The following is a 13,776-nucleotide window of genomic DNA, read 5'->3' as shown; positions in this document are numbered from 1 at the left end:
GGAAAGATATGTTGAACAAAACGCAAATTCGTTATTGTTTAGATACAATGGCGGATATGTATCCAGAAGCGCATTGTGAATTAATTCATGATAATCCATTTGAACTTGTAATCGCAGTGGCATTATCTGCACAATGCACAGATGTACTTGTGAATAAAGTGACGAAAAACTTATTTCAAAAATATAAAACACCAGAAGATTATTTAAGTGTGTCTTTAGAAGAATTACAACAAGATATACGTTCCATTGGATTGTTTAGAAATAAGGCGAAAAATATTCAAAAATTGTGCCGGATGTTACTAGATGATTATAACGGGAAAGTTCCAGAAGACCGTGATGAGCTGACGAAATTACCAGGAGTAGGGAGAAAGACAGCGAATGTAGTTGTTTCGGTAGCGTTTGGGATTCCAGCGATTGCTGTTGATACGCATGTAGAGAGAGTGAGTAAACGGTTAGCAATTTGTAGATGGAAAGATTCTGTGTTAGAAGTGGAAAAGACATTGATGAAGAAAATTCCAATGGATGAGTGGGGAGTTACACACCACCGTATGATTTTCTTCGGACGTTATTACTGTAAGGCGCAGCGACCACAATGTGAAGAGTGTCGATTACTAGAAATATGTCGCGAAGGAAAGAAACGAATGAAGGGGAAATAAAGGATGGAGCGAGTTATAGAAATACCGAAAGAGTTTCGGTGCGTACCATTTTTTAAAGAGAGTGCAAATTCGATTACGTATCACACAGACCAATCTTTTGAAGAGATAATACAAAATACTTACTTTATATTTGATATTGAAAGAAAATATGAGCCATGGAATGAAATTGAAACAAGTATTCCAGCGGTGTTAAATATATGGAAAAGCAAGCATGAAGAAATTGCTATACTATTTCGGAACAGAAAAAAACAAGAAGCTGAGGGTCCGATGATTCTTTTTGCAGCGCACTTTCTATCGGTTATATATTGGTTAAATGAGCAGCCTGTTCATAGTTTGAATGAGATGCAAGTAAATACGAATAAATTGGAAGTACAACCTGTTAATTTTATGGAGCGATATTCATTTATTATAAAGAAACCGAGTAATTACCATTCGTATATTCAATTAGTCCAGTTGTATATCGAAATAGAAAAGCTATATGTAAAGAAAATGATAACAAAAAAGAAGTCGGTTTCTCATTAAGAGAAACCGACTTCTTTTTTTGTTTATTAAGACTCTGTTGTAACAACATTTCCGTCCGCGTGAGGTGTATCTTCCCCGGTATTTTGTTGCTGTTGCTGCTCTTCAGCTTTTTTTCTAGCTTCTTCGTCAGCTTTTCTCTTAGCTTCTTCGTCAGCTTTTCTCTTAGCTTCTTCGTCGGCTTTTCTCTTAGCTTCTTCGTCAGCTTTCTTCTTAGCCTCTTCGTCAGCGGCTTTCTTTTGAGCTTCTTCTTGCTGTTTACGTTGTTGTTCTTGTTGCTGCTGTTGTTCTTGTTGTTTACGTTGTTGTTCTTGTTGCTGTTCTTGCTGTTTACGCTGATCTTCATCAGCTTTTTTCTTAGCTTCTTCTTGTTTTAGTTTATCTTCATTGGTCTTTTTCAGGGCTTCTTCGTCAGCTTTTTTCGCATCTGGAGTTCCGCCAGGCGCAGTGAAGGATGCACCAACTGCAGGGCTTGTTCCAGTACCCTTTTTCGCTACTACAGAGAAACTGTAAGTAACACCTGGTTTAATACCACCAAGAGTAGCTGTCGTACCGCTTACTGATAAGCTACCACTAGAACCGTCAGTAGCTTTATAGCTTGCTGCGTATGCATCAACATTTGATGATGGTCCAGACCAGTTCAGTGTCACTGTGCTAGCGCCATCGAAAGCGACATTAAGACCACTAGGAGGATCTACTTTAATTTGTTTAATTGCATCTTTCTTCGCACCTTTTACGTATAACTCTCCGTTTATTTCTTGTACAGAAGAAGGGCGTTCGAAACGAGATTTATCTGTAGCGAATTTGCTCATCATTACTTGGAACATTTGTTGTGCAATTTTAGTATAACGATCGCTAATGTAATTTTCTGGACTATCTTTTTCATAACCAGTCCATACAGCCATTGTATATTGTGGTGTATATCCAGCGAACCAGCTGTCTCTGTTTGCGTCATCTGGGATACCATATTTTTTTATAACTGATTTATCAAAGTTTTGTGTTCCGGTTTTACCTGCTACGTCTAAACCTGAAACATATGCTGTTGGACCTGTACCGCCAGAACCAGGTTTTACTACGTCACGAAGAACGTCAGTGACCATGTAAGCTGTATAGTCATGCATTGCGCGTTGTTCTTTCGATTTAAAGCTTTTCTTTTTCCCATCTGGGAAAATAACTTCTTTAACGAAATGAGGTTTATTGTATACACCGTCATTTCCAAATGCTGCATAAGCTCCAGCGACATCTAACGGAGAGCCTTCATTACTACCGATTGCAGTAGATTCATATGCTTTCCCATCTTTAAACGTCATTCCTAAACCTTCAGCAAACTCTTGTGACCTAGGAATACCGACTGCTTGAGCTGTTTTTAAAGCCGGGATGTTTAATGACTTCTTCAATGCTTCACGAAGTGAAACGTCACCTTTAAAATTACCTGTAGCATTTTTAATCTTTGTGCCATTAGAGTAAGTGTAATCAGAGTCATTTAATTGATGATAAGTAGACCATTGAAGATTCTCAATTGCTGGACCATAGTCGAAAATTGGTTTCATTGTTGAACCAACTTGGCGTTTTAAATCAACTGCCATATTATGACCTTTGAAAGTAGACTTACTTTCTTTACGCCCAGCACCAATTGCTCGAACTTCTCCAGACTGTGTATCCATAAATACAAATGATCCTTGGAACTGATCGTTTGGATACTTAATGAGATTGCCATCCATAATTTTCTCAGCGTAATCTTGAGCATCTTGATCAAGTGTTGTATGAATCGTTAAACCATCTGAACCGATATTTACATCAGGGTATTCTTTTTCAACTTCCTTTACAACAGCATCTATAAATGCTTGATACTTCATTTCAGTCACTTCTGAAGATGGAAGAAGTCCTTGTATTACAGGGATTTGCATCGCATCATTCATTTCTTGTTTCGTTATATACCCGTGTCGGTTCATTAATGTTAATACGATATTACGACGTTTCGTTGCTCTATCAACGTTATCTGGTTTTGTTGGATCATAAATGTTAGGACCTTGGGGTAAACCAGCGAGCATTGCAGCTTCGTGTAGTTGTATGTCTTTTAAATCTTTGCCGTAATATTTTTTGGCAGCTGTGGAAATACCATAAGAGCGATTACCTAAGTTAATCTTATTTAAGTACATTTCTAAAATTTCATGTTTTGAGTACTGTTGCTCTAACTTATAAGATAAGTACCATTCCTGCACTTTTCTTTTTGCAGTTTTGTCCATCGTTAGAAAATAGTTTTTAACTACTTGCTGTGTAATCGTACTACCACCTTGTGATCCAAAACCACCAGTGATATTTTCCATGACTGCCATTCCAGTACGTCTAAAATCAATTCCATTATGATCGTAGAAACGAGCATCCTCAGTCGCAAGGAATGCACTTTCAATTACTTTTGGAATTTGATCGTATGTAACATGGGTTCGTTTTTCAGCACCGTATTCATAGAAGAAATTCCCGTTTTTATCAAGGAATTTTGTTGATAAAGGATTGACTAGCTTTGATTTGTCTAGTTTTGGAGCGTCCTTTACCATAACAAAGAAGGCTGAAACGCCAGCTACGAGACCGACGATACCAAGAAGTAGACAACCTATAAGAAATCTCTTGAAAAAGGAACCTTTTTTCTTTGGTTTTTCTTCTTTATTATTTGTTTCTTTCGTTTGATTTTTTACATGATTTCGTTCTGTACGAGAACGATAATTATCTGACATTATACTTTCTCCTACCTTTCATTCTCTCCCCCAAAAGTCGAAAAAAGAGCCTTAGTGATGACTCTATCACGAAAAATAAACCGTGTCTAGTACGCGGATATAATCAATTCGAGGGTGATAACCGCATGATAATAAAGACCCATGCTCTTCTATTTCTTGTTTTGTAATCGATTTACGTCCACCAGTATTTTGACGATTCCAAAATGCAATAATATGTTTTGCATCTAATAAATAAAATTCATCAAAAAGTGTAAATTTAATAATAACAAATGCAATTCCATTATGAGCGACTACTTGCTTCATATGTTCAATTTGATGAAGGTGGAAGTTTTGAAGTGGAAAACTGGTTTTATTTTTAGTTTCTTTCGCTTCAAAATCGATGTATTTCCCTTTGTATACACCGTTGTAATCTGTTGTAGAAGGTTGTTTGAAATACGCTTCTTTTACCACTGCAGCACTTCGAGCGGGGTAATCTACTTTTACAATTTGAAGAGGTGTAGGTTTTTTATGTACACATGCAATATTATGGGTTAAGTAATATTGATTGGTGTCATTCAATTCCTCTTCAAGGGACATACCTCTATTACTGTAAGTATGTTTTTTTATTGGTGTTTTATGAGGTTGTGAAGCTTGATCGTACCTTTTTCCATTTGGGTAACGAATGGTCATATTTTGTCCACTCCCAACTTGATAAGATTTACTTACAAAGGTGATTATATCAAAAAATGAAAAAAGATGTGACCTTTTTCAAGAAAGGTATGGTGACTTACTCATGTTTCGATGGAATGATTACGAAAAAATTAAACAGACCCGTAATGATATTTTTTGTACAGAAGAGGAAAAAGCTATAGTTCTTACTATTAAGGAGAGAACGGATGTAGCTAACGTAGATAATATTTCACGTACACAATCTTACCAAGAATATTATTTGAGAAATAGAGAAATTAGATGGTCTTTTTTAGCAAGCATGGTTTCAAGGAATGGGGGATGGAACATGACAGATTTAGAAGGAGAATATTATTCTAATCTTTTATCTCAAACAGTTAAGAGACGATTATTTCATTTGTATGAGAAAGCCAATTGGCTCATTTTTTTAGATGCATTTCCTCAACTATTACTGTATGAGGAAAGTAAAAAGAGATGTGCGCCGCTCTTTCATTTGTTACAATTTTTCAACATATCAATTTTTATGGAAAAAGAATGGGGCGCGTTTTGGGAGAAAAAAGATATAAATAGGCTTATGACGGCACTTATTATTAATGAACAAAGTAAAATTCAAAAACCAGTAATTGAGAATGCATACTTTCAAAAACATGTATTTGATACTGCACTATTCAAATTTCAAGAAATATTTCACGTTAGTGCAGTTATTTTTCCAATGGTGGAAGGGGGAATGTATGGATTTTCAGTTTATCAATTTGAAACGTTGCAAAAACGTATAGAACTGGGGAAACAATTAGCTTGGTTATTATTTCATTCAAAGTATAAGGCTTCTTTTTATAAATTTGCAGTGCAAACTAGGCATACAGGATCAAGGATGGATTATGAATGTAATATAAGGGGAATTAGAAAATCATGTACGCCGGCTCTTCGGGATGTGTATTCTATTGTCACTCATGAAAAATTAATTGAAAAAGATTGGTTTAGTGAAGGGTTGGAAATAGATTCATTATTTTTACTTGAAAAACCTAAGGGGGAAATTAATATAACAGAATGGTATAGAAAGAAGAGGGAGCAAATACATACTCTTTCTATATTAAGTAGTTTTGTTAAAAGAATAGATGAGTTCATGATATAATAAAGAAGTCCCACCTTCTTAAATGAAGGTGGGACTTCTTTATTAAAAGTAATATGCTCTACAACAAGTTATTTTCTAATCGGCTATTTGCCGGCAGTACGACTTTAACTTCAACACTTATCGAAAGCGAAGAGGTAAGGTAGACTAGAAAATAGTTGTTTGTAAAAGCCACTTTGGTTAAAGTGTCATTTTATCCCGCTATTTGCGGACAGTAAAACTCCCACCTCAAAACTTGGCTGGAGCAAAGAAGGTAGGTGGAAGCCCTGCTGTCCGTAAACACCCGATTGGTGCGGGCTAATAATCAGTGGGGGATGAACAAAACCCCACTGATTAAAGTTTCACTTTATGTAGCGGGGAAATTTGGACCATCAAGCTTTGGATTACCAGTCTCAGGTTTGTTTTGTTGTTTGTTTTGCTTTTTCTTTTTTTCGTTTTTATTTTTTGCCATCGTAATACACCTCCTTTTTGTATTGTTACCATTTCTAATAATGGCATACTAAATGATTTCTTTGACGAATATCAACTAGTTTTGTCATGTGAGAAGGAGTAATTAATCAATCGGCGAAATTACATGACAAAGGAAAGGCAAAGAAGGGGGCGTTTTAAATATGGCGATGGTTCAGAAGGAAGATGTTATGAAAAAAATGGATCAAATGTTAAGTTCTCTCGATTTGCTGGAAATGAAGATTGGGATTAGAATGAATCATGCATTGAAGGATAAAGGTGAAAAAATACGCAATAAGATAGAAATAACAGAAATGCATATAGAACATATGGAAAATAAATTAGTGCATCACGAAGAAAAAGGGAGCTGGGTAAAGACATTTCAAAATGTCGTAGTGAGTGCATAATAAGGTGGGAACAAAATGGGACATGAAGCATTAATCCAGTCTTCGGAGAAGTTAATGCAGTATAATGATGAAGCGAATGTGAAAAAAAGAGAGATGGCTGAATACGATTTTTATAAGGATATGAAGCCATTTGTTGATATTGTAGATGCGGAGTTAGAGATGTGGAAAGAATTAGCTTATAGGTGGATAAAGGAAGAACGACCTAAGTATATACATGTACAACAAATTGATCAAGTGTATGATAATTTACAAACTAATGTGCTACAATGTTTTGTTAATAAGGGAAAAGGCAAACGTTTCTTTGAAACTCATCAAGCTATTTCGTATACTTTGCAAAATATCGTAGATCAATGTAAATAACAAGAGGGAAAACCCTCTTGTTTTTTTATGCCTCTGTCACTGTTGTAGGTTTTGTTGCACCGTTTATTTCTAACTCTCGTATTAATGTTCGGTAATCTGATATGCATACTTTTCCTTCAAGATAACAATGTCTTGCAAAGTCTAACAGTTCATTCGAATTTTCTGTGTAATACCCCTTTTTTTGAGAAAACGCTTGTTTTAAATCCCCTAATACCATGTTGATTCCTCCCCCATGAGAATCTTCTTCCTTATTATCATAGCATGGAAGGGTTTACTTTCTAATTTTTTAAAAAATTTAAACTTCCGACAAAAACAGACAGGTACTCCGTCACACATTTTATTTTATAGGTACATATTCTATATGTAGAAACTTATGCCAAGGAGGAGAGAATGCATGTTTCAACAACCTAATGTATATCAGCAAGCAAATCCATATGCACAGCAAAATATGTACCAATATAATGAGGATACATATTTACGATATAATATGTATCCTTTCGAGCCTCATTATGGAAACCAAAATTATTATCAACCATTTGAAGTGTCGTTTGGGAATCAACCGCAGCAAGCGCATATGAATCAGCCGCAACAAGCATATACGAATCAACCACAGCAAGCGCATATGAATCAACCGCAACAACCGCACATGAATCAGTCGCAACAAGCGTATATGAATCAACCGCAACAAGCGCATATGAATCAGCCGCAACAACCGCACATGGATCAGTCGCAACAAGCGCATATGAATCAGCCGCAGCAAATGTATACGAATCAACCACAGCAAGCGTATATGAATTCACAAAACTACATGTCGCCAGCCCAATATGTAAATCAACAAGCTATGTTTTATCCACCAAAACAACCATATCCAACGATGAATAAACAAAAGCAACAACAACAGCAACCAAGTCAGTTTTCTAGTTTTGTTTCACAATTTAAATCATCAGATGGTAACTACGATGTAAATAAAATGATGAACACGGCTGGACAAATGATGAACGCGATGAATCAAGTAACAGGGATTGTTAAGCAAGTCGGGGGCTTTTTTGGTAAATAATAGTAGGGGGTTGTCTATAATAGGTATTACGTATGAAATTGGATACTAGACAAATTTCCATGAAATAAATGGGTATATATAACAAGCGGCTTTACCCCCTCGCTCATATTGTAAAGTGTAGTCAGATTTTTTTAATGAGAGAGGAGAGAAAAAACTATGCATCATTGTCATCCTTGCTTTGGAGGGCATAAGCCTGTAGGACCTATTTGTACGACAGCTCCTGTCATTCATCCGGCAAAACAATGCGTAACACATTCTTTTTCAACAACGGTGGTGCCACACATTTTCCCAACGCATACAACACATGTACACACTCAACAAATTAAAAATCAAAGCTTCTTCCCGCAAACAAACTCGAACGTAAACGTTGTAGATCCTGGTGATCCAGGATTCGGCGGAGGATGTGGACCATGTGGTCATGGCCATCATCACCATGGGCATCAAATATCACCATTTGGACCAGGACCGAACGTGTCACCATTTGGACCAGGACCGAATGTATCACCATTTGGACCAAATATGGGACCGAATATATCACCATTTGGACCAAATATGGGACCAAACGTTGGTGGAATGTTTAAAAAGTAAATGATATGTTAGAACTAGCAAAATGCTAGTTCTTTTTTTGTAATTGGAGTGTTGATATGAAAGTCATTGCTGTAACAGGATATAAGCCATTTGAACTTGGAATATTTAAAAATGATCATCCAGGAGTAGAGTGTATAAAAAAGGCGCTGCGTCGTAAATTAACTGTTTTTGTAGAAGAAGGTTTGGAGTGGGTTATTATAAGTGGTCAGTTAGGAGTAGAGCTATGGGCTGCTGAAGTTGTTTTTGAAATTCAAGTAGAATATCCAAATTTAAAATTAGCTGTATTTACTCCTTTTTTAGAACAAGAGGAAAATTGGAAGGAAGATAACCGTGAATATTACGAATTTATTCTTTCACAAGCAGATCATATTGATAGTATTACGAAACGGAAGTACGAAAGCCCAGAGCAATTTAAATTAAAGAATCAATTTTTTATTGAAAAAAGCGATGCACTTTTAGCTGTATATGATGAAGAAAAGTCTGGGAGCCCTAAATATATTGTAGAAGCAGCTAAGAAAAAAGGAGAAATAGAAAATTATCACAGTTATTTCATTCTTTTTTCTGATTTACAAGATATAATGGAAGAGGAACAGTGGAATAATGCAGAGTAATATGTAATATAGTACTCGTATATTTGATTGACAAAAGGCGTTGTTTCTGAAAAAATTTAGTTAATGAAAGCTTTGGCAAAAATTTGAGGTGAAGAAAATGATTTCGGATAAAATTAAATTAACAGCGAAAGATATTTTAGAAAAAGAATTTAAAACAGGTATGAGAGGTTATCAACAAGAAGAAGTAGATAAGTTTCTTGATATGATTATTAAAGATTATGAAGCTTTTCATAAGGAATTTGATCAATTAAAACAACAAAATGCTCGTTTGAAACGTGAATTAGAAGAACAAAAAGTAGCGGCAACACAAGTTCCGCAACAACCGGTACAAACACCAGTTGCACAACCAGTGTATAACAATACGAATACGGATATTTTAAAACGTCTATCTAATTTAGAAAAAGCTGTATTTGGAAGTAAGTTATACGAATAAATTAAGGTAACAAAAAGGTTAAAGCATTTTACATAGAAAAAAACATTGCAAAATCTTTTTGTTTCCACTATACTAATGTTTGTCATAACGTTTGGGTAATCGCTGCAACGCCAACGTTGTAGAGGAAAGTCCATGCTCGCACGGCCTGAGATGGCTGTAGTGTTCGTGCCTAGCCAAGTCATAAGCTAGGGTATTCTGGCTGCAAGGCTGGTTTAACGGCAGGGAAAAAACCTAAGTCCTTTCGGATATGGTTTGACTACCTTTAAAGTGCCACAGTGACGAAGTCCTTGAAGAAATGATAGGAGTGGAACGAGGTAAACCCCACGAGCGAGAAACCCAAATAATGGTAGGGGAATCTTTTCCAAGGAAATGAACGACGGAAAAGGACAGGTTTTCGTAACCTGTAGATAGATGATTACCACCGGAGTACGAGGCGTGGGCCGTTTGCAGTACAAAGGAACAGAACATGGCTTACAGAACGTTATGAACCAACTATGAAATAACTCAGCTCTCCTTTGTTAGAGGAGGGCTTTTTATTTGTATGAAGTTATAAGTTGTGAGTTAAAATGGTAAGTGAGAATATTCTTCGTAATATGTGATAATTAATAGGACAACATGTTATTAATTATTGTTTGATTATACATAAGAGGTGAATGCAAATGGGAAAAGTTACTTTAATTGCAACAGCGGCAATGGGTATTGAAGCGTTAGTTGCCCGAGAAGTTCGCGATCTTGGTTATGAATGTGAAGTGGAAAACGGAAAGGTAACGTTTGAAGCGGATGAAAAAGCGATTTGTCGTACGAATTTATGGTTACGTACTGCAGACCGTGTGAAAATTAAAGTCGGCGAATTTAAAGCAACAACATTCGATGAGTTATTTGAAAAAACAAAAGCGTTAAACTGGGGAGATTATATTCCAGAGAACGGAGAATTTCCTGTTATTGGGAAATCTTTGAAATCAACATTATTTAGCGTTTCAGACTGCCAACGTATCGTTAAAAAGGCTGTTGTTGAGAAATTAAAAACAACGTATAGACGCACAACTTGGTTTGAAGAAGATGGACCGTTATTCCGTATTGAAATTGCAATGCTCAAGGATATTGCGACGTTAACAATCGATGCAAGTGGTGTAGGTCTTCATAAACGTGGATACCGTCTTGAGCAAGGTGAAGCGCCTTTAAAAGAAACATTAGCTGCGTCTTTAATTAAGTTAACAAACTGGAAGGCGGATCGTCCTTTCGTTGATCCTTTCTGTGGATCTGGTACAATTCCAATTGAAGCTGCATTAATTGGACAAAATATCGCACCAGGATTTAACCGAGGCTTTGCATCGGATGAATGGGGCTGGGTTGGTAAACAAAATTGGCGCGAAGCTCGTCAAGAAGCTGAAGATTTAGCTAATTATAATCAACCATTGCAAATCATTGGATCAGATATCGATCACCGTATGATAAGAGTTGCCCAAGATAACGCAGAAGAAGTTGGATTAGGGGATCTTATATCATTTAAACAAATGCAAGTAAAAGATTTCACGACAAAAGAGGAATATGGCTATGTTGTAACGAATCCTCCATACGGAGAACGTTTAAGTGAAAGAGCGCTTGTTGAAAAATTATATAAAGAAATGGGAGAGGTATTCCGCCCATTAGATACGTGGTCAATGTATTTATTAACAAGTTATGAAGCATTTGAGAAATGTTATGGGAAAGATGCATCGAAAAAGCGTAAACTGTTTAACGGATTTATCCGTACAGATTACTATCAATACTTTGGAAAGCGTCCACCGCGTAATTCATAGTATAAAACTCCTCCAGCACGCATATACTGGCTATTATGTAATGCGTAAAGGAGGAAGTGATATGGATAGTTTCCAATTATCGATGATTCAAAAAGCTATTCACCGTACGTATGATGAGCTCGGAAAAGAAGTGGATAGTCAAGGTGCAATTGTAGATGGAATACAAAAAGCGCAGGAAGAATATTTGTCAGCTCTTTCACATGAAACAGCGATTGATAAACGTTATTTAAGGTCATTAATATAGAAAAAAATTTTCCTTTTTCGAAAGGAAAATTTTTTTTCGTGTATTTCTATGTATTGTAACAGGGGAAAGTGGCTGCGCACATGTGAGTAGCAGTTGCTATATCTTTTTATAGAAAAACTGTTTGGTTGGAGGCTAAGGATGTTTACTGAGAATAGGTTACCATTTGAAGTAGGAAAACAAGATAATTTTTATGATAAGTTGAATGAGTGGATTGGAGATGTGTTTTACGACATTCTTCCGGAAAAAGGCTTTGAAGAGCGTGATGAACAGATTTTTATGGCGTTTCAGTTAGAGCGCGCTTTCCAAGAGAAGAAAGTTATGTTTGCAGAAGCAGGTGTAGGAACAGGGAAAACAATTGTATATCTTTTATATGCAATTTGTTATGCACGTTATACAGGGAAGCCGGCTATTATCGCTTGTGCAGATGAAACGTTAATTGAGCAGCTTGTGAAAGAAGAAGGAGACATTGCTAAGTTATCTGAAGCATTAGGGCTATCTGTTGATGTTAGACTTGCGAAGTCAATGGATAATTATTTATGTTTACGTAAACTTGAAGATGTTATGAGTGGACGAGCTCCAGAAGTAATTGAAGATGTATATTACGAATTACCTCAGTTCGTATTCGATCATGGTACGATGCAGAACTTTACTCACTATGGTGATCGAAAAGAATTTCCACTGTTAAATGACGAGGAATGGTCAAAGGTAAACTGGGATTACTTCCAAGATTGCTTCACTTGTGATTCTCGTCATCGTTGTGGTCAAACTCTTTCGCGCGAGCATTATCGTAAAGCGGCAGATTTAATCATTTGTTCTCAAGATTTCTATATGGATCATATTTGGACGTACGAAGCTCGCAAACGTGAAGGACAAATTCCGTTATTACCAGAAAGTAGCTGCGTTGTATTCGATGAAGGGCATCTTGTAGAATATGCAGCTCAAAAAGCTTTAACGTACCGTTTAAAACAAACGATGATGGAGCAACTTTTAACGAGATTATTACAAAATGATATTCGTGAAGAGTTCGCACATTTAGTAGAAGAAACAATTTGGCAAACTGAACAATTCTTTGGGGTACTACAAGAGAATAAAAAGGAAATTGAAGGTTCTGATCGTTTAGAAATTACTGTGACAGAAAAGGTAACTGCAGAAGCGAAAAGACTTTATGCGAAAATCGGTGAAGTCGGTGATGCATTAGTATTTGAAAGTGAAATGCATACAGTAAACACATACGATTTAAATATTGTTGATGAGCATTTAGATGTGTTAGAGCATTCACTTCGTCTTTTCATGCACGAGAAAAATGTAATTACGTGGGGTGAAGAAGGCGATGGTGCTTTCACGTTAGTTATTATGCCGCGTGCAGTTGAAGAAGTGTTACAAGAAAAAGTATTCTCGAAGAAGATTCCATATATTTTCTCTTCTGCGACATTATCTGACAATGATTCGTTCGCATTTACTGCAAATAGTCTAGGGGTAAAAGATTACTTATCATTCTCAGTTGCTTCGCCGTTTGATTATGAAGAGCAAATGACAGTAAACTTACTTCCGTATACGAAAGAAAATGAATGGGAAAGAAAGTGTCAATATACACTTGAAAATATACAAAAAACAAATGGACGTACACTCGTATTATTCCGTACAACGCAAGAACTTGCAGCGTTTAAAGAATATGTAAGTAAAGAGCAAATGTCAGTTCCGTTCCTATATGAAGGAGATCAAGAAATTAGTCAGCTCGTTTCTCGTTTCCAAAATGAAGAAGAGACTGTACTTTGTGCCGTTCATTTATGGGAAGGTTTAGACATTCCAGGTTCATCATTATCACATGTTATTATTTGGTCATTACCATTCCCTCCAAACGATCCTGTGTTTGAGGCGAAGCGTAAACATGTGAATGATCCATTCTGGGACGTAGATGTGCCTTATATGATTTTACGTCTTCGCCAAGGAATTGGACGTTTAATTCGTACAAGTGAAGATAAAGGTGCTATATCATTATTCTTATCAGATAATGAAGATGAAAAAGTGATAGAAGCAGTGAAGAAAGTACTTCCGGTAGAAGGAAAAGTACTTTAAGCGAAAAAATGTTGTAGGGAAAAGTTTGGCATTTGCCAAGCTTTTTTTCTAT

At 36.3% G+C, this 13,776-nt stretch carries 16 protein-coding genes and 1 other RNA gene; 13 read left to right on the top strand and 4 right to left on the bottom strand.

The genetic code is table 11. The features are described from left to right. The first annotated feature begins 8 nt into the window (after nucleotides 1-8). Together nth and MHH66_RS18640 are read left to right on the top strand one after the other, a co-directional pair. Nucleotides 9-656 (top strand): endonuclease III, encoded by a 648-nt coding sequence (gene nth, locus MHH66_RS18645; protein ID WP_002030794.1) that lies wholly within the window; start codon nucleotides 9-11, stop codon nucleotides 654-656. 3 nt (nucleotides 657-659) lie between these two features. Then, a complete protein-coding gene (locus tag MHH66_RS18640) occupies nucleotides 660-1,178 on the top strand; it encodes a YpoC family protein (protein WP_002189007.1) in 519 nt (172 codons plus the stop codon). Between the two features lie 26 nt (nucleotides 1,179-1,204). Here MHH66_RS18640 and MHH66_RS18635 read toward each other — a convergent pair whose 3' ends face one another. Both MHH66_RS18635 and recU read right to left on the bottom strand, forming a co-directional pair. Then, complete coding sequence (locus MHH66_RS18635) at nucleotides 1,205-3,907, bottom strand: PBP1A family penicillin-binding protein (RefSeq protein WP_078184202.1); 2,703 nt, start codon at nucleotides 3,905-3,907, stop codon at nucleotides 1,205-1,207. A gap of 66 nt (nucleotides 3,908-3,973) precedes the next feature. Next, on the bottom strand, nucleotides 3,974-4,576 hold the full coding sequence (recU, locus tag MHH66_RS18630) for a Holliday junction resolvase RecU (protein WP_002030800.1): 603 nt from the start codon (nucleotides 4,574-4,576) through the stop codon (nucleotides 3,974-3,976). A 103-nt stretch (nucleotides 4,577-4,679) separates the two neighbouring features. On the opposite strand from recU, the gene MHH66_RS18625 reads away from it, so the two are divergent. Beyond that, a complete protein-coding gene (locus MHH66_RS18625) occupies nucleotides 4,680-5,705 on the top strand; it encodes a DUF2515 domain-containing protein (RefSeq protein ID WP_078184203.1) in 1,026 nt (341 codons plus the stop codon). A gap of 343 nt (nucleotides 5,706-6,048) precedes the next feature. Here MHH66_RS18625 and MHH66_RS18620 read toward each other — a convergent pair whose 3' ends face one another. Further along, a complete protein-coding gene (locus MHH66_RS18620; RefSeq protein WP_306302660.1) occupies nucleotides 6,049-6,195 on the bottom strand; it encodes a phage portal protein in 147 nt (48 codons plus the stop codon). Nucleotides 6,196-6,313: 118 nt separating this feature from the next. Between MHH66_RS18620 and MHH66_RS18615 the strand changes: the two genes are divergently transcribed. Together MHH66_RS18615 and MHH66_RS18610 are read left to right on the top strand one after the other, a co-directional pair. Beyond that, nucleotides 6,314-6,556 carry a hypothetical protein gene (locus MHH66_RS18615; protein ID WP_002030820.1) on the top strand — a complete coding sequence of 81 codons (243 nt, stop codon included), beginning with the start codon at nucleotides 6,314-6,316 and terminating at the stop codon, nucleotides 6,554-6,556. Nucleotides 6,557-6,571: 15 nt separating this feature from the next. After that, complete coding sequence (locus MHH66_RS18610) at nucleotides 6,572-6,916, top strand: YppE family protein (RefSeq protein ID WP_002011864.1); 345 nt, start codon at nucleotides 6,572-6,574, stop codon at nucleotides 6,914-6,916. A gap of 25 nt (nucleotides 6,917-6,941) precedes the next feature. Here the strand turns inward: MHH66_RS18610 and MHH66_RS18605 are convergent, their stop codons facing one another. After that, nucleotides 6,942-7,133: a YppF family protein gene (locus MHH66_RS18605; protein WP_002030817.1), complete on the bottom strand. Its 192-nt coding sequence runs from the start codon at nucleotides 7,131-7,133 to the stop codon at nucleotides 6,942-6,944. 177 nt (nucleotides 7,134-7,310) lie between these two features. On the opposite strand from MHH66_RS18605, the gene MHH66_RS18600 reads away from it, so the two are divergent. The 8 genes from MHH66_RS18600 to MHH66_RS18565 all read left to right on the top strand — a co-directional run bounded on the left by MHH66_RS18600 (nucleotide 7,311) and on the right by MHH66_RS18565 (nucleotide 13,724). Further along, nucleotides 7,311-7,973 carry a YppG family protein gene (locus MHH66_RS18600; protein WP_078184204.1) on the top strand — a complete coding sequence of 221 codons (663 nt, stop codon included), beginning with the start codon at nucleotides 7,311-7,313 and terminating at the stop codon, nucleotides 7,971-7,973. 156 nt (nucleotides 7,974-8,129) lie between these two features. Beyond that, the gene (locus tag MHH66_RS18595) at nucleotides 8,130-8,561 is read left to right on the top strand and encodes a CotD family spore coat protein (protein WP_078184205.1); all 432 of its coding nucleotides are present in this window, start codon (nucleotides 8,130-8,132) and stop codon (nucleotides 8,559-8,561) included. A 56-nt stretch (nucleotides 8,562-8,617) separates the two neighbouring features. Beyond that, entirely contained in the window at nucleotides 8,618-9,172 is a 555-nt protein-coding gene (locus MHH66_RS18590; RefSeq protein ID WP_078184206.1) for a DUF1273 domain-containing protein, read from the top strand. A 97-nt stretch (nucleotides 9,173-9,269) separates the two neighbouring features. Further along, nucleotides 9,270-9,605: a cell division regulator GpsB gene (gene gpsB / locus MHH66_RS18585; RefSeq protein ID WP_000622426.1), complete on the top strand. Its 336-nt coding sequence runs from the start codon at nucleotides 9,270-9,272 to the stop codon at nucleotides 9,603-9,605. Between the two features lie 87 nt (nucleotides 9,606-9,692). Further along, nucleotides 9,693-10,084: RNase P RNA component class B (gene rnpB / locus MHH66_RS18580), an RNA gene on the top strand. 180 nt (nucleotides 10,085-10,264) lie between these two features. Then, nucleotides 10,265-11,404, top strand: a complete 1,140-nt coding sequence (locus MHH66_RS18575) for a THUMP domain-containing class I SAM-dependent RNA methyltransferase (protein ID WP_002011868.1) — start codon at nucleotides 10,265-10,267, stop codon at nucleotides 11,402-11,404. Nucleotides 11,405-11,465: 61 nt separating this feature from the next. Next, nucleotides 11,466-11,648 carry a DUF3921 domain-containing protein gene (locus MHH66_RS18570; protein WP_002126488.1) on the top strand — a complete coding sequence of 61 codons (183 nt, stop codon included), beginning with the start codon at nucleotides 11,466-11,468 and terminating at the stop codon, nucleotides 11,646-11,648. Between the two features lie 138 nt (nucleotides 11,649-11,786). After that, entirely contained in the window at nucleotides 11,787-13,724 is a 1,938-nt protein-coding gene (locus tag MHH66_RS18565) for an ATP-dependent DNA helicase (RefSeq protein ID WP_002011942.1), read from the top strand. Nucleotides 13,725-13,776: the final 52 nt, after the last annotated feature.

This window comes from Bacillus sp. FSL H8-0492 (genome assembly GCF_038006145.1).
Classification (GTDB): domain Bacteria; phylum Bacillota; class Bacilli; order Bacillales; family Bacillaceae_G; genus Bacillus_A; species Bacillus_A mycoides.
Note: the sequence above shows the minus strand (reverse complement) of the source record. Positions and strands in the feature narration are given on the sequence as shown.